A 16640-nucleotide genomic window follows, 5' to 3' on the forward strand; every position below is an offset into this window, starting at 1 on the left:
TTGCCGCGCTTCGGTGTTAAAATGCCCGCCCCTGCAACGCCGTCTGCCTCGACGGCCTTGACTCACTGGTACTGACAGGACGTTTTATTATGAGTACTCGCCCGAGTAAAGACCTGGAAACCTTCCCGAATCCGCGAGCCGGCCGGGATTATACCATCCGAATGGAGCTCCCCGAGTTCACATGCATCTGTCCCAAGACGGGACAGCCGGATTTTGCTGAGTTTTTGCTCGAATACGTGCCCGACGAGCTCTGTGTCGAGCTGAAATCGCTGAAACTCTACATGTGGAGCTTTCGTGAAGAAGGCGGCTTCCACGAAGCCATGACCAATCGCATCCTCGACGACCTGGTCGCAGCCACCCAGCCACGGTTCATGCGCCTGACGGGCAAGTGGAACGTGCGTGGCGGCATCTGGACAGACGTAATTGCCGAACACCGCAAGGACGGCTGGACGGCGCCGGTGCCGGTCGAGCTGCCCTGAGGTCCGCATGCAGACAGTAGCCGACGGTATCCAACATCTCCTGAAGGGCTTCAAGCTCATCCGCCAGCCGGGTGTACGCTGGTTCGTGCTGATCCCCTTCAGTATCAACCTGCTGGTATTCAGCGGCCTGATCTGGCTGGCCGCCGACCGTTTCGACCAGCTGCTGGGCTGGCTTCAGCCGGACCTGCCGGAGTGGCTGGCCTGGCTGGCCTGGCTGGCCTGGTTGCTGTTCGGCCTGCTGGCAGTCCTGCTGGTGTTCTACACCTTCACCCTGGTCGCCAACCTGATCGGTGCGCCGTTCAACGGCCTGCTGGCGGAGCGCGTTGCCATTTCACTGGGCCTGCCAGCAGCAAAGGACGGTGATCAGCCGCTGCTCAAGCAGATGCTGACCGACGTCAAGCAGGAGGTTCGCAAGCTGCTGTACTTCCTGGTTCGGGCGCTGGGCCTCGGCGTGATCAGCCTGGTGCTGATCTGGACGCCGCTCGCGCCACTGGTGCCCCTGCTGTGGTTCGCCTTCTCTGCCTGGATGCTGTCGCTGGAGTACTCGGATTTCCACCTGGCTAACCAGGGTCTCGATTTCGCCAGCCAACGACGCCTGCTGGGCCGCCACCGCTGGGCCGCAATGGGCTTCGGGGCGGCTGCAACGGGCGCCACCCTGGTGCCGCTGCTGAACTTCCTCGTGATGCCGGCGGCGGTCGCCGGCGCGGTCTCGTTCTGGTCCGAGCGGCTGGATTCCGACGCGGGCAACGGTACCGCTTCGAATGGTCCGAGCCCGGATGACTCATCCACGCAAGCCGCCTTGCGGCAGTAGCACGCATACTGTATAAACCCACGGTCCTTTCAAGACCGGTTTCAGCGGAGATTTCTGATAATGGCGGCGAAGAAGAAAGCCACTAAGAAGGCAGCTAGCAAGAAGAAGGCCACGACCAAGGCCTCCAGCAAGAAAAAAGCTGCAAGCAAGAAGACGGCAGCCAAGAAGGCCCCGGCAAAGAAAAAAGCTGCGGCCAAGAAGGCGGCTCCCAAGAAAAAGGCTGCTGCCAAGAAAGCTGCGCCCAAGAAGAAGGCGGCGGCCAAGCAGGCTGCGCCGAAAAAGAAGCCGGCCACCAAGCGCAAGTCCAAGGGACTGGCCGCTGCCGGTGGTGCTGCTGCCGAACACCTTGGCTTCACGCCCTACCAGCAGAAGAAGTCCGAGGAGTACATGAGCGATGCCATGCTCGATCACTTCCGGGAGATTCTTAAGGCCTGGAAGCGCGAGCTGATGGAGGAAGTGGATCGCACCGTGCACCACATGCAGGACGAGGCAGCCAACTTCCCGGATCCGAACGATCGTGCCACGCAGGAATCCGAGTTCTCGCTGGAACTCCGGACCCGCGACCGCGAACGCAAGCTGATCAAGAAGATCGACTCCTCGATTCGCCACATCGATGCCGACGACTACGGCTTCTGCGAAACCTGTGGTGTCGAGATCGGTGTGCGCCGGCTGGAGGCACGACCGACCGCAGACCAGTGCATCGACTGCAAGACGCTGGACGAAATTCGCGAAAAGCAGATGCGCAACTGAGCATCACGCACTCACTGCAAAACGGGGCCTTGCGCCCCGTTTTCGTTTCCACGCTATGATTGCCCGCATGCCGGAATCACCCGATTACATAGGTCGCTTCGCCCCCTCGCCTACCGGCGAACTGCACATGGGCAGCCTGGTTGCCGCGGTTGTGTCCTTTCTTGATGCCCGCAGCCATGCTGGCCGCTGGCACCTGCGGATCGAGAACCTTGACCCGCCACGCGAAGTGGACGGCAGTGCAGCGAGCATCTGCCGCGCACTGGAAACCCTCGGTTTCCAGTGGGATGGCAACATCGTTTTCCAGTCCGACCGTGACGCCGCCTACCAGCAGGCCTTCGAATACCTGAAGCAACGCGACCTGGTCTACCCCTGCATCTGCTCCCGCAAGGAGATCGCTGCCGTGGCAGCGGATGGCATCGAAGGCCCGGTCTATCCGGGCACCTGCCGTGCCGGCCTGCCAAGACAGCGGCCGCGGCAGGCCTGGCGCATGCGCACCGACAACGCCCCGATCCGCATCATGGATCGCTGGCAAGGCGAGCAGCTGCAACGCCTCGAGCGCGACATCGGCGACTTCGTCATCCTCCGAGCCGATGGCTACTGGGCCTACCAGCTGGCCGTGGTCGTGGATGATGCAGAGCTGGGAGTGACCGACGTGGTCAGGGGCACCGACCTGCTGCTGTCCACACCCCGCCAGGCCTGGATCTACCAGCAACTCGACTGGCCCGTTCCGCGCTACGCCCACCACCCGCTGCTGCTCACCGCGGCCGGCGACAAATACGCCAAGCAAGGCGGCAGCCCGGGCATCGACCTCCAGGCCCCCGGACGGGCACTCCACCAGGCCCTGGACCTGCTTGGCCAGCAGCCCCCAGCCGAGCTGGCTGGCGCCCCGGTCGAAGAGATCTGGGCCTGGGCCCTGCCCGCCTGGAATCCCGCCAGCTTCACCCACGAGGCGGCGCTGGGCCCACTTTGATGGGCATCCAGGCCCAGTTTGATACCTCGGCATCCAGGCCGTCGATTTTTCTGCATTTCTCGGGAACTCGCCCGTCCAGGCCCTGTCTGACAGGGAAACAGCAAGCAACCGCTGTTGCTTGCAGAACTTTCTCACGGGGCAGGAATACCGGATGAGCAGCAGAATCATCAAGAAATACCCGAATCGTCGCCTTTACGACACGCAGGAAAGCCGATACATCACCCTGGCCGAGATTCGGCAGCTGGTGGATCAGCAAGTTCCGTTCCAGGTGATCGAGCGGCGCAGCGACACCGACATCACCACCTCGGTGCTGCTGCAGGTCGTCAGCGAACTCGAAAGCACCGACGCCCGACTGCTGGGCCCGGAAGTCCTGGGCGCATTGATTCGCGCGTATGGCGCCTACCAGCAGAACGAAGTCGAACCCCAGCTGCTTGGCGCACTGCGCGAGCTGCCCGAGCCGGCGAACGTGCCGCGCGTCGCACAACACGCCTGATTTCTCTACAATCCCCCCTTGTATCCGGCCGCATCTGCGGCCGGCGTTTTATGAGCCACTGCCACAGCGGCAAAGGGATTGTCCGTGCTGAAACGCAGCGACTTCAAACCGGCCTGGTGGCTGTCCAACCGCCACCTGCAGACCATTGTTCCCAACATACTCAGACCACAGCCGGATCTCGCGATACGACGCGAACGCATCGAGCTGCCGGATGGTGATTTCGTGGATGCCGACTGGGTCGCCGGCGGTCGTGTCGATGCGCCGATCGTCATCCTGCTGCATGGCCTGGAAGGCTCGATCAAGTCGCGCTACGCGGGCTGGATGCTGAAAAAGCTTTCCGACGCCGGCTACCGCGCGGTCATCATGCATTCGCGCAGTTGCTCGGGTGAAATCAATCGGCTGCCGCAGTCCTACCACTCGGGACAGACCCGCGACTTCGAATTCTTTTTCAAGCTGTTGAAAGAGCGCGAGCCGGACGCGCCGCTGGCTGCCATCGGTTACTCGCTGTCCGGCAATGCCATTCTCAAGTGGCTGGCCGACAACCCGCAGCAGGACCTGCTGGTCACCGGGGTCGCCGTCTCCGTGCCGTTCGATCTGAAGGCCTGCTCCGAATTCATCAATCGCGGCTTCTCGAAGGTCTACCAGGCCCACCTGATGCTGAAGATGAAGAAGACGGCCCGGGCCAAGCGACACCTGTTCGAACAGGAGGGACTCGAACCGGACATTGCCAGCCTCAGGACCTTCCGGCAGTTCGACAATGCCCTGACCGCGCCCCTGCATGGCTTCGCGGATGCCGACGATTACTATGCACGCTGCAGTTCACGGCCCCTGGTCAGGCACATCGGTACGCCTACCCTGATCATCCACGCCAAGGACGACCCCTTCATGTCGCCGGCCACACCGCCTACCGACGACATGCTTGCCGATGCTGTCACGCTGGAGCTGGCAGAGGGTGGTGGTCACGTCGGCTTTGTCGGCGGCCGCTGGCCATGGCAGCCTCGCTATTACCTCGAGGAGCGCATACCCGCCTACCTCAGGGAGCACCTGCCACTCTGAGACATCCTTCCGCGCAAAGAAAAAGGCCGACCCGCAAGGGTCGGCCTTCTTGCATGCAGCAGTCGAAACCGAATCAGGCAGATTCGGCTTCGGCGTCGACGGCCTTCATGGACAGGCGGATACGGCCCTGCTTGTCCACTTCCAGCACCTTGACGCGCACTTCGTCGCCTTCGCTGAGCTTGTCGGAAACCTTTTCGACACGCTCATCGGAGATCTGCGAGATGTGCACGAGTCCGTCACGACCCGGCAGGATCGTCACGAATGCGCCGAAGTCCATCAGCTTGACGACCTTGCCTTCGTAGATGCGACCGACTTCGACATCAGCCGTGATCTCTTCGATGCGATGCTTGGCTTCTTCACCAGCAGCACGATCGACCGAAGCGATCTTGATGGTGCCGTCGTCCTGGATGTCGATGGTCGCACCGGTCTCTTCGGTCAGCTGGCGAATCACCGCACCACCCTTGCCGATCACGTCGCGGATCTTGTCCGTGTGGATCTTCATGGTGATGATGCGCGGTGCCCAGTCGGACATCTCGGTACGCGGCTTGTCGATGACCTTGTTCATCTCGCCGAGGATGTGCAGACGCGCATCCTTGGCCTGCGACAGGGCGTCCTGCATGATTTCCGGCGTGATGCCCTGGATCTTGATATCCATCTGCAACGCGGACACGCCGTCTTCGGTACCGGCCACCTTGAAGTCCATGTCACCGAGGTGATCCTCGTCACCGAGGATGTCGGTCAGGACGGCGTAGCGGTTGTCTTCCTTTACCAGGCCCATGGCCACACCAGCCACCGGCGCCTTGATCGGCACACCGGCATCCATCAGCGACAGCGAGGTGCCGCAGACCGATGCCATGGAGCTGGAGCCGTTCGACTCGGTGATTTCAGAGACGACGCGGATGACGTATGGATACTCTTCCATGTCCGGCATGACGGCCATGATGCCGCGCTTGGCAAGACGACCGTGGCCGATCTCGCGACGCTTCGGCGAACCGACGAAACCGGTTTCGCCCACGCAGTACGGCGGGAAGTTGTAATGCAACATGAACGGCTCTTTGCGTTCGCCTTCGATGGCATCGATGATCTGTGCATCGCGGCCGGTGCCCAGGGTGGTCACGACGATCGCCTGCGTTTCACCGCGGGTGAACAGCGCCGAACCATGGGTGCGCGGCAGCGCGCCGGTCTTGACGAAAATCGGACGTACGGTACGGGTGTCGCGACCGTCGATTCGCGGCTCGCCCGACAGGACGCGTTCGCGCACGGTGGTGTACTCGATGTCGTGGAAGACTTCGGCCACGGCCTTTGCATCGAACTTCGGCGTCTCGCCGCCGGCCAGTTCCTCGAGCACGCGCTCGCGGATTTCGCCGAGCTTGTCGCCACGTTCCTGCTTGTCGGCAACCTGGTAGGCCGCATTGATGTCGGCACCGCACGCCGCCTTGACCGCTTCGACGAGCGCCTTGTCCGCTTCCGGACCCTGCCAGTCCCAGCGCGGCTTGCCGCACTCGGCAGCCAGTTCCTTGATGCACTTGATGGCTTCCTGCATGGCTTCGTGGCCAAACAGCACGGCACCCAGCATCACGTCTTCCGGCAGGCACTTGGCTTCGGATTCGACCATCAGCACGGCACCTTCGGTACCGGCGACCACCAGGTCGAGGTCCGAATCAGCCAGCTGGCTGAACGTCGGGTTCAGCAGGTAGTGGCCGTCCTTGTAACCGACGCGTGCAGCGCCGATCGGGCCGTCAAACGGGATACCCGACAGCGCGAGCGCTGCGGAGGCACCGATCATGGCCGGGATGTCCGGGTCCACGTCCGGGTTCATCGACACGACAGTGGCAATGACCTGGACTTCGTTCTTGAATCCTTCCGGGAACAGCGGGCGGATCGGGCGATCGATCAGGCGCGAGGTCAGGGTTTCCTTCTCGGAAGGACGACCTTCACGCTTGAAGAAACCACCTGGGATCTTGCCGGCTGCGTAGGTCTTTTCCTGGTAGTTGACCGTCAGCGGGAAGAAACCCTGGTCCGGGTTGGCTTTCTTGCGGCCGACAGCCGTGACCAGCACGACGGTATCGGACATGTTGACCAGAACGGCACCGTCAGCCTGACGGGCGATCTCGCCGGTTTCGATGGAAACGGTGTGCTCACCGTACTGGAAGGACTTCTTGATGGATTTCACGTTAAGTACTCTCTCTTTGGTTACCTACAACTTCCTGCCGGCCCTCCGGCGGAAGTGCGTTTCGACCCTCGAAACGCAAAAACGCAGAAACCGGGGTTGAGTCCGGTTCCTGCGTTACAAGCTATTCGTGGATCACGTTCAGTGGGAAGCGCTTAGCGGCGCAGGCCCAGTCGCTTGATCAGATCCTGGTAGCGGTCGCGGTTCTTGCTCTTCAGGTAATCGAGCAGCTTGCGACGCTGGTTGACCATCTTCAGCAGGCCACGACGCGAGTGGTGATCATGCTTGTGGTCGGCAAAGTGACCCGTCAATTCGTTGATACGTGCGGAAAGGAGTGCAACCTGCACTTCCGGCGAACCGGTATCGCCCTCGCCCGTCTTGTACTCGGCGATGATTTCCTGCTTCTTTTCTACTGTCAAAGGCATTTCAATATTTCCTATGGTTACCAGGGACCCGACTGCGCTAAGCCCCGAGAATGAGCCGCGTATTTTAGCGGCGTGCAAGGCCTGTCACAAGCCAAAATGCGCCCTGACAGACCAGAAAAAGCGTTAAAAATCCGATAATTACGATATTTCGACCAAAAACCGCCCCGGCAGGCCGCAAAATCCTCAGCTCATCAGGCGTTTTGGCGCAATCCGGCCATCGTCGGCGACCTCGCCGATGCCGAGGAAATTGCCCGCTTCGGCATACAGGCGCACCTCGCCTTCGCTCGGCGCCTGCGGCACCTGCACGGCCTGGCCATGCATGACGTAATGCGCCAGGTCCTCGTTGAGACGCAACAACGGCCAGTCCGCAACCGGGCTGTCCACCGGCAGCAGGCGCTGGTCCAGCGCCGCATGGCCGCCCTCGTCGCGCACGGCCTCGAGCTCTTCCAGCGACAGCATGGGGCGCTTTTCGAATGGCCCGACACCCAGTCGTCGCAGCTCGGTCACGTGCGCAACGGTACCCAGCGCCTCGGCGATGTCCTCAACCAGGCTGCGAATGTAGGTGCCCTTGGAGCAACGCACGTCCAGGCTGAACGACTCCTGGTCGAGCGCTTCCAGAGACAGGGAATAGATTCGGATCCGGCGCGCCTTGCGCTCGACCTCTCCGCCAGCACGGGCGATGTCGTACAGCCGCTTGCCCTCGTGCTTCAGCGCCGAGTACATCGGCGGAACCTGCTCGATGGCACCGGTAAACTGTTCCAGCACGGTCAGCACCGCGGCCTCTTCCATTGCAGGCACCGGCATGGATTCGATGACCTTGCCCTCGGCGTCGGCCGTGTCGGTGCGTTCGCCAAGCTTCGCGGTAACACGATAGTGCTTGTCGGCGTCCAGGAGAAAAGCGGAAAACTTGGTGGCATTGCCGAGGCAGATGGGCAGCATGCCGGTCGCCAGCGGGTCGAGGCTCCCCGTGTGGCCGGCCTTGGCCGCGCCAAACATGTGCTTGACGGCCTGCAGTGCGCGATTGGATGTCATGCCGGTGGACTTGTCCAGCAACAACACTCCATCAATCGACCTGCCCTTGCGACGCCTGGCCATCAGTCGGACGATTCCTCGTCTGCGTCGGTATTGCTGTTTTCTTCATCACGCTTGCGCGCAGTGGCAATCAGGGCATCCATGTGTGCGCCCTTGGCCAAGCTGTCGTCATAGAGGAAGCGCAGTTCCGGCACGTGACGCATGCGCAGGGACTTGCCCAGCTCGCGACGCAGGAAGCCGGCCGCTCGATTCAAGGCCTGCGTGCTTTCCTTGATGGCATCCGCGTCTTCGTCAAGCCGGCTGAAGAAAACCTTGGCATAGGCCAGGTCCTTCGACAGCTCGACCTCGGTCACGGAAACATCCTGCGCGCGGGGGTCCTTCACCTGCCAGCGCACGAGCTCGCTGAGCTCGCGACGCAATTGCTCGGCTACGCGTGTACTGCGGGAATATTCCTTGGGCATCTCGTCGCTCTCGGCAGTTCACGAACCTCAGATGGTTCGTGCAACCTCGACCTTTTCAAAACACTCGATCTGGTCGCCGACCTTGACGTCGTTGTAATCCTTCACGCCGATACCGCACTCGACACCCGACTTGACCTCGTTCACGTCATCCTTGAAGCGGCGCAGCGATTCCAGCTCGCCTTCGTAGATGACCACGTTGTCGCGCAGCACGCGAATCGGATTGTTGCGCTTGACCGAGCCTTCGATGACCAGGCAGCCGGCGACCTGGCCGATTTTCGGTGCCTTGAAGACATCGCGAACCTCGGCAAGACCGATGATCTCTTCGCGCATTTCCGGCGACAGCAGGCCCGACATGGCCGCCTTCACCTGGTCGATGGCTTCGTAGATCACGCTGTAGTAGTGAACGTCGACGCCATTCTCGTCGATCAGCTTGCGTGCCGTGCCATCGGCGCGCACGTTGAAGCCGATCATGATGGCTTCCGAAGCCGTCGCCAGGTTGACGTCGGACTCGGTGATGCCGCCCACGCCGGAAGCGACGATGTTCACGCGCACTTCGTCGGTGGACAGCTTGGTCAAGGACTCGCTGAGTGCCTCCACGGAACCCTGCACGTCAGCCTTGATCATCAGGTTGACGACACCGACATCACCTTCGGTCATGTTGGTGAACATGTTCTCGAGCTTGGCTGACTGCTGGCGTGCCAGCTTGGCTTCACGCTGCTTGGACGAACGGAAGTTGGCGACTTCACGCGCCTTGCGCTCGTCAGCGACGACAAAGGCTTCGTCACCCGCAGACGGCACGCCCGACAGGCCCAGAACCTGGGCCGGAATGGACGGACCGGCTTCGTCGATCTGCTCGCCATGCTCGTCGAACATGGCACGCACGCGACCATACTCCTGGCCAGCGAGCAGGATGTCGCCGCGCTTCAGCTTGCCGCTGCGCACCAGCACGGTTGCCACGGGACCACGACCCTTCTCAAGCGACGACTCGACGACCACGCCCTTGGCGAATCCATCGGTCGGCGCCTTCAGCTCGAGCAGTTCGGCCTGCAGCACCAGCGATTCCAGCAGGGTATCGATGCCTTCGCCGGTCTTCGCGGAAACCGGTACGAACTGGGTGTCACCACCCCATTCCTCGGAGATCACTTCTAGCTGCGAGAGCTCGTTCCTGACGCGATCCGGATCGGCTTCAGGCTTGTCCATCTTGTTGACAGCCACGACCAGCGGCACGCCGGCGGCGCGCGCATGCTCGACCGCTTCCTTGGTCTGCGGCATGACACCGTCATCGGCAGCCACGACCAGCACCACGATGTCGGTCAGCTGTGCACCGCGGGCACGCATGGCGGTGAACGCCGCGTGACCCGGGGTATCGAGGAAGCTGACCACACCACGCTTGGTTTCGACGTGGTAGGCACCGATGTGCTGGGTGATACCGCCGGCTTCGCCGTCGGCAACGGTCGTGGTGCGAATGTAGTCGAGCAACGAGGTCTTGCCGTGATCGACATGACCCATGATGGTCACGATCGGCGGGCGGGCTACGCCTTCGCCCTCTTCCGTCGTGCCGATGGTTTCGGCAATGACCTGCTCCTCGAGCTCGTTTTCCTTCATCAGCTTGGCGGTGTGTCCCATCTCCTCGACCACGATCTGGGCCGTTTCCTGGTCCAGCGCCTGGTTGATGGTCGCCATGACACCAAGGCCCATCAACTGCTTGATCAGCTCGGGCGCCTTGATGGCCAGCTTCTGGGCCAGCTCGCCGACCGTAATGGATTCCGGGATGTTGACTTCCCGCTTGACCGGGGCCGCCGGCTTCTCGAAGCCATGCTGACCACCGCCCGTCGGAGCTCCACCGCGACGCCTCGGTCCTTTCTTGCCGGCCTGGCGACGACCGGACTTGCCGGCCGCGACATGCAATTCGTTGCGGCCGTAGCGCGTGGCCGCCTTGCCACGCTGCTGCTTGCGCTCGTCCTCGGCAGCCTGTTTCTTGGCTTCTTCCTCGGCCTTGCGACGTTCCGCTTCCTCGCGGGCAGCACGGGCTTCCTCGTCGGCCTTTTCACGCTCGGCTTTTTCTTCCTCGGCGCGCTTGGCTTCTTCCTCGGCGACCACCTCGGCCTGCTTGGCTTCCACTTCGGCCTTGGCGCGCTGCTCGGCTTCCTCGGCCTCGCGCTTCTTGGCTTCCTCGGCTTCCTGCTCGGCGCGCTTGGCGTCTTCCTCGGCTGCGCGCTTGGCCTCTTCCTCGGCCTTGCGAGCTGCTTCCTGCTCCTCGAGCACGGAACGCTTCACGTAAGTACGCTTCTTGCGAACTTCGACGCTGACGGTCTTGGACTTGCCGCGGTTGTCACCCGTACGCAACTCGCTGGTGCTGCGACGCTTCAGCGTGATCTTGCCAGGCGCAGAGTCGCCCGACTCGCCCTTGCCGTGGCTGCGACGCAGGTGCGTCAGCAGCTGCAGCTTCTGATCATCGTCGATCGTCTCATCAGCACTCTTGTGGTCCAGGCCAGCCTCGGCCAGCTGTGACAACAGCTTGTCCGGGCCGATACCCAGTACGTCTGCAAATTGCTTAACGGTTACTTCCGCCATTGAATCCCTCCCGGTGTGACCGGTTCCTTATTCCTGCTCGGCAAACCACGGCTCGCGGGCCGTCATGATGAGCTGCTTGGCACGTTCTTCGTCCATGCCTTCGATTTCCATCAGTTCATCGGTCGCCTGCTCGGCGAGATCTTCCATGGTGATGATGCCCTTGGCAGCCAGCACGTAGGCCAGCGCCTCGTCCATGCCTTCCATGCCCAGCAGGTCGTCTGCCGGCTTGGCATCACCAATCTGCTCTTCACTCTGGATCGCCTGCGTCAGCAGCACGTCGCGCGCACGACCGCGCAGTTCGGCGACGATGTCCTCGTCGAATTCCTCGATCTGCTCCAGCTCGGACTCGGGCACGTAGGCCACTTCCTCGATGCTGGAAAAGCCTTCCTGAACCAGGATTGCAGCAACTTCGGTATCCACGTCGAGGTGTTCCATGAAAACCTGCTGCAGCTCCTTGAGCTCGCTCTCGGTCTTCTCTTCCGCCTGCGACTCGGTCATCACGTTCAGCTCCCAGCCGGAAAGCTGTGATGCCAGGCGAATGTTCTGGCCGCCACGGCCAATGGCCAGCGACAGCTTGTCTTCCTCGACGGCGATATCCATCGAATGCTTGTCTTCGTCGACCACGATCGACACGACCTCGGCCGGCGACATGGCATTGATCACGAACTGTGCCGGGTTGTCGTCCCAGACGATGATGTCGATGCGCTCGCCGGCCAGCTCGTTCGACACGGCCTGCACGCGCGAACCACGCATGCCGACACAGGCGCCAACCGGATCGATGCGCTGGTCGTTCGACTTGACGGCAATCTTGGCGCGCTGGCCGGCATCACGGGCAGCACCCATGATCTCGATCAGGCCCTGGCCGATTTCCGGCACTTCGATCTTGAACAGCTCTTCGAGGAAGCGCGGATCCGAACGGCTGACGAACAGCTGCGGACCGCGCTGCTCGGAGCGCACTTCCTTCAGGTAGCCACGCACGCGGTCACCCGGGCGCACGGCCTCGCGCGGAATCATTTCTTCGCGCGGAATGTAGGCTTCGGCATTGCCGCCGAGGTCGATGTAGACCGCGCCGCGTTCGACGCGCTTGACGATGCCGGTAAGCAATTCGCCGATGCGATCCTCGTACTGCTCGACGACCTGGGCACGTTCAGCTTCGCGCACCTTCTGCACGATGACCTGCTTGGCGGTCTGGGCAGCGATGCGGCCGAAGGCGACCGACTCGACCTGCTCTTCGACGTAATCACCGACCTGCAGGTCCGGCTCGTCGTGCTGCGCGGCACTGAGGGTGATCTGCTTCTCGGGGAACTCCATCTCGGCATCGTCTTCGATGATTTCCCAGCGGCGGAAGGTGTCGTAATCGCCGGTTTCGCGATCGATCACCACCCGCGCTTCGATGTCACCACCGTGGCGCTTGCGCGTGGCCGATGCCAGCGCCGCCTCGATTGCCTCGAAGATCACTTCCTTGTCGACGCCTTTCTCGTTCGAAACGGCATCGGCAACCAACAGAATTTCTTTCGTCATGACTGCAGTTCCTGACTATTCAGTCTCAAAATTCCGGAACCAGCCGCGCCTTCTTCAGCGCTGCCGCTTCCACGTTCACTTCCTCGCCATCGACGTCCACGGTCAGGACATCGTTGGCAAAACCTTTCAATTCGCCGGTGAAGCGCCAGCGGCCGTTCTCCGGCTTGTCCAGCTCCAGCTTGACCCGCTGGCCGATGACGGCCTCGAAATGCGCGCCCGTGCGCAGCGGCCGGTCCAGCCCCGGGGAGGACACTTCCAGCGAGTACTCGCCCGGCATCGGGTCCTCGACGTCCAGCACGCCACTGACCTGGTGACTGACCTTTTCGCAGTCTTCGAGCCCGATGCCGTCCGGTCCGTCGATGTAGAGGCGCAACAGCCCGTTCTTGGGATTGGTGCTGCACTCCACCTCGACCAGCTCGTAGCCCATGGCTTCGACGGTCGGCTCCAGCAGTTCGATCATCTGGTCACGCAATGCCATCCGGACGCCCTACACTCACTCGCTGCATCAAATAAAAAATGGGCCAATGGCCCACTCCCTAAAGCCCTTGTAAATCAAGGACTTCTATATCCTTTCTGGAAACAACCTCACGTCAATTCCAGTTCGACCCCAGCCATGCATGGGCCAAAATCAGGGCCGTAAACGAAAAAACCCCGATAACCATCGGGGTTTTTCAACAAAGTTGGTAGCGGGGGCAGGATTTGAACCTGCGACCTTCGGGTTATGAGCCCGACGAGCTGCCAGACTGCTCCACCCCGCACCCGACAGACGCGCATACTAGAGACTTATGCGCCATTTTTCAAGCCAAATCAGCGACTAATGCCGCATAGATCCGACCAAAGGTGCGACTCTGGCTACTCAGTACCCAATTGCCCGCATGCAGACCGTCATCAGGGCGTTCGGGAAGATGCCCAGGCCCAGGATCAGCAGGCCGTTGACGGTCATGACGGTGCGGACATTCGCGGCTGCCTCCAGCGGCAGGATCTCGCCCTCGGGCTCGTCGAAGTACATCACTTTGACGACCTTCAGGTAGTAATAGGCACTGATGACCGAGAACACCACCGCGGCAATGGCCAGCCAGAGCAGGTCCACGTCCAGCACGGCGCGAATCACCTCGAACTTGGCAAAGAAACCGGCAAATGGCGGCACGCCGGCCATGCCGAACATGACGAACATCATCATCGCGGCGAACCAGGGGCTGCGACGCGCCAGCCCGGCGAAATCGCTGACCTGGTCGGCCTCGAAGCCATTGCGGGCCAGCAGCAGGATCATGCCGAAGCCGGCGGCCGACATGATCACGTAGATGATGGTGTAGAACATGGCCGCCTCATAGCCCTGCTCCGTGCCGGCCAGGATGCCCAGCAGGATGAAGCCGACGTGCGAGATGGTCGAATACGCCAGCAGGCGCTTCATGCTGGTCTGGACGATGGCGACCGTGGCACCGATGGCCATGGAAGCCACCGACAGGACGATCAGCATCAGCTGCCAGGCCTGCTGTGCATCGCCCAGGCCATCGGCCAGCAGGCGCATGAACAGCGCAAAGCCACCGAGCTTGGGCACGGTACCGATCATCAGGGTCATGGCCGTCGGCGCGCCGTCATAAACATCCGGCACCCACATGTGGAACGGCACGGCACCCAGCTTGAAGGCAAGTCCGGCCACCACGAACACCACGCCCAGCACCAGGCCGACGGACATCGAATGACTGCTGACATAGGCAGCGACCTCGGTGATGCCCAGGGCGCCGGTCACACCGTAAAGAATCGACATGCCATAGAGCAGGAAGCCGGAGGCGATCGCACCCAGGATGAAGTACTTCATGGCGGCTTCGGAGGCTACCCCGTTGTCACGCTGCATGGCCACCAGGCCGTACAGGGACAGCGACAGCAGCTCGAGACCGAGATACAGCACCACGAAGTGATGCGCCGAAATCATCACCATCACGCCCAGCAAGGCGAACAGGCCAAGGGTGTAGAACTCGCCCTGGAAGAGATTGCGCGCCTCCAGGTATTCCTTGGAATAGATGAAGATCGCGCCCATGGTCGCGTAGGCAACCAGCTTCAATACATGCGCCATGCCATCGGCAATGTACATGCCACCGAAGGTCGACACCGTCACGTTGTCATTCTGCGACATGGTGATCAGCGCAAGGATCACCAGCGTCCCCATGGACATCCAGTGCGTGACGATGCGGCGATCCTGCTCGAGGAAGAGATCGGCGACCAGGATGATGCAAGCCATGCTCATCAGGAAGATTTCCGGCAAGGCGGGCATCAGGTCGGGAGTTATGAAATTCGTAGCCATGGTTTCTGTTTCGATCCCTTACAGTTTCGACTGCATTACATGCGCGACGAGGTTTTCGATACTGGCGTTCATGACCTCGGTCAGCGGGTCCGGGTAGATGCCGAAGAACAGCACCGTCGCGGCCAGCACGGCGAGGATGGCGAACTCGCGACGATTGACGTCTTCGAGCTTCGCCACGTTGTCGTTGGCGACTTCACCGTACAGCACGCGCTTGACCAGCCAGAGCGTGTAGGCAGCGCCGAGAATCAGCGTCATTGCAGCGGCAAAGGCAATCCAGAAGCTTGCATTGAAGCTCGCCAGGATCACCATGAATTCACCCACGAAGCCCGAGGTACCTGGCAGGCCCGAGTTGGCCATCGCGAACAGCACCATGAACGCGGCGAACACCGGCATGGTGTTGGCCACGCCGCCGTAGGCCGAGATCTCGCGACTGTGCACGCGGTCATACATCACGCCCACGCAGAGGAACAGCGCGCCGGAGATGAAGCCATGGGAAATCATCTGCACCATGCCGCCAGCCATGCCCAGCACGGCACCCTGGGTCGAGCCCGTGGCCGTCCAGATGGCAAACGGCAGGAAGAAGCCCAGGGTCACGAAGCCCATGTGGGCAATCGAGGAATAGGCAATCAGCTTCTTCATGTCCTGCTGCACCAGCGCGACGAATCCGATGTAGACCACCGCGATCAGCGACAACGCAATCACGAAACCATCAAGGTAAGCCGAAGCGTCGGGGGCGATCGGCAGCGCAAAGCGCAGGAAGCCGTAACCACCCAGCTTCAGCATGATGGCCGCCAGGATGACGGAACCGCCGGTCGGTGCTTCCACGTGCGCATCCGGCAACCAGGTGTGCACCGGGAACATCGGGATCTTCACCGCGAAGGCAGCAAAGAACGCCAGGAAGATCAGGATCTGCGCCGTCATCGGCAGCGGCAGCGCATGGAAATCGAGGATGTTGTAGCTGCCACCCGCCTGCATGTAGAGGTAGATCAGCGCCACCAGCATGAATACCGAGCCGAGGAAGGTATAGAGGAAGAACTTGATGGTCGCGTAGACGCGGCGCGGACCACCCCAGATGCCGATGATCAGGAACATCGGGATCAGCATGGCTTCCCAGAAGATGTAGAACAGCAGGCCGTCGACGGCGGAGAACACGCCATTCATGAGGCCTTCCATGATCAGGAAGGCGGCCATGTACTGCCCCACCCGGTCCTTGATCACTTCCCAGCCGGCGGCCACGACCAGCACGGTCACGAAGGTCGTCAGCAGGATCAGCGGCAAGGCAATGCCGTCGATGCCGAGGTGGTACCAGACGTTCAGGTAATCGATCCACGGCAGGCGTTCGACAAACTGCATGTCCGCCGTCGCCATGTCGAAGCCCGTGTAGAGCGGCAGGCTGACCAGGAAGGTGGCCAGCGCCACGATCAGCGATGCCCAGCGAGCACGCATGCCGGCCGCCTCGTCACCCGCCTTGTCGATCAGCAGCACGGCCAGGCCACCGAAAATCGGCAACCAGATGACCAGGCTCAGCAATGGAAGATCGTTAAACATTCTTGTTCCTCAACCCCTGTCGGGAAATCGTGTCCGGTTCTTGTTCTG

The 16640-nt window shown here is 61.6% G+C and carries 15 protein-coding genes and 1 tRNA gene; 6 read left to right on the plus strand and 10 right to left on the minus strand.

What is annotated here, in order from left to right; genetic code table 11:
* Window positions 1-89 precede the first annotated feature (89 nt).
* The 6 genes from queF to R3217_00095 all read left to right on the plus strand — a co-directional run bounded on the left by queF (window position 90) and on the right by R3217_00095 (window position 4559).
* Window positions 90-479, plus strand: a complete 390-nt coding sequence (gene queF / locus R3217_00070) for a preQ(1) synthase (protein ID MDX1453832.1) — start codon at window positions 90-92, stop codon at window positions 477-479.
* A 7-nt stretch (window positions 480-486) separates the two neighbouring features.
* On the plus strand, window positions 487-1290 hold the full coding sequence (cysZ, locus tag R3217_00075; protein ID MDX1453833.1) for a sulfate transporter CysZ: 804 nt from the start codon (window positions 487-489) through the stop codon (window positions 1288-1290).
* A 60-nt stretch (window positions 1291-1350) separates the two neighbouring features.
* Complete coding sequence (gene dksA / locus R3217_00080; GenBank protein ID MDX1453834.1) at window positions 1351-2040, plus strand: RNA polymerase-binding protein DksA; 690 nt, start codon at window positions 1351-1353, stop codon at window positions 2038-2040.
* 67 nt (window positions 2041-2107) lie between these two features.
* Window positions 2108-3010 (plus strand): tRNA glutamyl-Q(34) synthetase GluQRS, encoded by a 903-nt coding sequence (gene gluQRS / locus R3217_00085; protein ID MDX1453835.1) that lies wholly within the window; start codon window positions 2108-2110, stop codon window positions 3008-3010.
* A gap of 151 nt (window positions 3011-3161) precedes the next feature.
* Entirely contained in the window at window positions 3162-3503 is a 342-nt protein-coding gene (locus R3217_00090; protein MDX1453836.1) for a polyhydroxyalkanoate synthesis regulator DNA-binding domain-containing protein, read from the plus strand.
* A gap of 84 nt (window positions 3504-3587) precedes the next feature.
* On the plus strand, window positions 3588-4559 hold the full coding sequence (locus R3217_00095) for a hydrolase (protein MDX1453837.1): 972 nt from the start codon (window positions 3588-3590) through the stop codon (window positions 4557-4559).
* A 73-nt stretch (window positions 4560-4632) separates the two neighbouring features.
* Here R3217_00095 and pnp read toward each other — a convergent pair whose 3' ends face one another.
* The 10 genes from pnp to R3217_00145 all read right to left on the minus strand — a co-directional run bounded on the left by pnp (window position 4633) and on the right by R3217_00145 (window position 16592).
* Window positions 4633-6732, minus strand: a complete 2100-nt coding sequence (pnp, locus tag R3217_00100) for a polyribonucleotide nucleotidyltransferase (GenBank protein ID MDX1453838.1) — start codon at window positions 6730-6732, stop codon at window positions 4633-4635.
* Between the two features lie 152 nt (window positions 6733-6884).
* Window positions 6885-7154 carry a 30S ribosomal protein S15 gene (gene rpsO, locus R3217_00105; GenBank protein ID MDX1453839.1) on the minus strand — a complete coding sequence of 90 codons (270 nt, stop codon included), beginning with the start codon at window positions 7152-7154 and terminating at the stop codon, window positions 6885-6887.
* Between the two features lie 183 nt (window positions 7155-7337).
* On the minus strand, window positions 7338-8249 hold the full coding sequence (gene truB, locus R3217_00110; GenBank protein ID MDX1453840.1) for a tRNA pseudouridine(55) synthase TruB: 912 nt from the start codon (window positions 8247-8249) through the stop codon (window positions 7338-7340).
* Entirely contained in the window at window positions 8249-8647 is a 399-nt protein-coding gene (gene rbfA, locus R3217_00115) for a 30S ribosome-binding factor RbfA (protein ID MDX1453841.1), read from the minus strand. Before rbfA ends, truB begins: the two co-directional genes overlap by 1 nt.
* A gap of 27 nt (window positions 8648-8674) precedes the next feature.
* Entirely contained in the window at window positions 8675-11221 is a 2547-nt protein-coding gene (gene infB / locus R3217_00120) for a translation initiation factor IF-2 (protein ID MDX1453842.1), read from the minus strand.
* A 27-nt stretch (window positions 11222-11248) separates the two neighbouring features.
* Window positions 11249-12742 carry a transcription termination factor NusA gene (nusA, locus tag R3217_00125; protein ID MDX1453843.1) on the minus strand — a complete coding sequence of 498 codons (1494 nt, stop codon included), beginning with the start codon at window positions 12740-12742 and terminating at the stop codon, window positions 11249-11251.
* A gap of 25 nt (window positions 12743-12767) precedes the next feature.
* Window positions 12768-13220 (minus strand): ribosome maturation factor RimP, encoded by a 453-nt coding sequence (gene rimP, locus R3217_00130; protein ID MDX1453844.1) that lies wholly within the window; start codon window positions 13218-13220, stop codon window positions 12768-12770.
* A 203-nt stretch (window positions 13221-13423) separates the two neighbouring features.
* A tRNA-Met gene (locus tag R3217_00135) sits at window positions 13424-13500 on the minus strand.
* A gap of 98 nt (window positions 13501-13598) precedes the next feature.
* Window positions 13599-15044, minus strand: a complete 1446-nt coding sequence (gene nuoN, locus R3217_00140) for an NADH-quinone oxidoreductase subunit NuoN (protein MDX1453845.1) — start codon at window positions 15042-15044, stop codon at window positions 13599-13601.
* An 18-nt stretch (window positions 15045-15062) separates the two neighbouring features.
* Window positions 15063-16592 carry an NADH-quinone oxidoreductase subunit M gene (locus R3217_00145; GenBank protein ID MDX1453846.1) on the minus strand — a complete coding sequence of 510 codons (1530 nt, stop codon included), beginning with the start codon at window positions 16590-16592 and terminating at the stop codon, window positions 15063-15065.
* Window positions 16593-16640: the final 48 nt, after the last annotated feature.

The sequence above is a fragment of the Gammaproteobacteria bacterium genome, assembly GCA_033720895.1.
Taxonomy (GTDB): Bacteria; Pseudomonadota; Gammaproteobacteria; order Natronospirales; family JAJUFS01; genus JAWWBS01.

Excerpts from the sequence above, each read along its gene's own strand:
- nuoN (MDX1453845.1), bottom strand. The coding sequence starts at position 15,044 with ATGGCTACGAATTTCATAACTCCCGACCTGATGCCCGCCTTGCCGGAA.
- nusA (MDX1453843.1), bottom strand. The coding sequence starts at position 12,742 with ATGACGAAAGAAATTCTGTTGGTTGCCGATGCCGTTTCGAACGAGAAA.
- rimP (MDX1453844.1), bottom strand. The coding sequence starts at position 13,220 with ATGGCATTGCGTGACCAGATGATCGAACTGCTGGAGCCGACCGTCGAA.
- dksA (MDX1453834.1), top strand. The coding sequence starts at position 1,351 with ATGGCGGCGAAGAAGAAAGCCACTAAGAAGGCAGCTAGCAAGAAGAAG.
- rbfA (MDX1453841.1), bottom strand. The coding sequence starts at position 8,647 with ATGCCCAAGGAATATTCCCGCAGTACACGCGTAGCCGAGCAATTGCGT.
- rpsO (MDX1453839.1), bottom strand. The coding sequence starts at position 7,154 with ATGCCTTTGACAGTAGAAAAGAAGCAGGAAATCATCGCCGAGTACAAG.
- truB (MDX1453840.1), bottom strand. The coding sequence starts at position 8,249 with ATGGCCAGGCGTCGCAAGGGCAGGTCGATTGATGGAGTGTTGTTGCTG.
- gluQRS (MDX1453835.1), top strand. The coding sequence starts at position 2,108 with ATGCCGGAATCACCCGATTACATAGGTCGCTTCGCCCCCTCGCCTACC.
- infB (MDX1453842.1), bottom strand. The coding sequence starts at position 11,221 with ATGGCGGAAGTAACCGTTAAGCAATTTGCAGACGTACTGGGTATCGGC.
- R3217_00145 (MDX1453846.1), bottom strand. The coding sequence starts at position 16,592 with ATGTTTAACGATCTTCCATTGCTGAGCCTGGTCATCTGGTTGCCGATT.
- cysZ (MDX1453833.1), top strand. The coding sequence starts at position 487 with ATGCAGACAGTAGCCGACGGTATCCAACATCTCCTGAAGGGCTTCAAG.
- queF (MDX1453832.1), top strand. The coding sequence starts at position 90 with ATGAGTACTCGCCCGAGTAAAGACCTGGAAACCTTCCCGAATCCGCGA.
- R3217_00090 (MDX1453836.1), top strand. The coding sequence starts at position 3,162 with ATGAGCAGCAGAATCATCAAGAAATACCCGAATCGTCGCCTTTACGAC.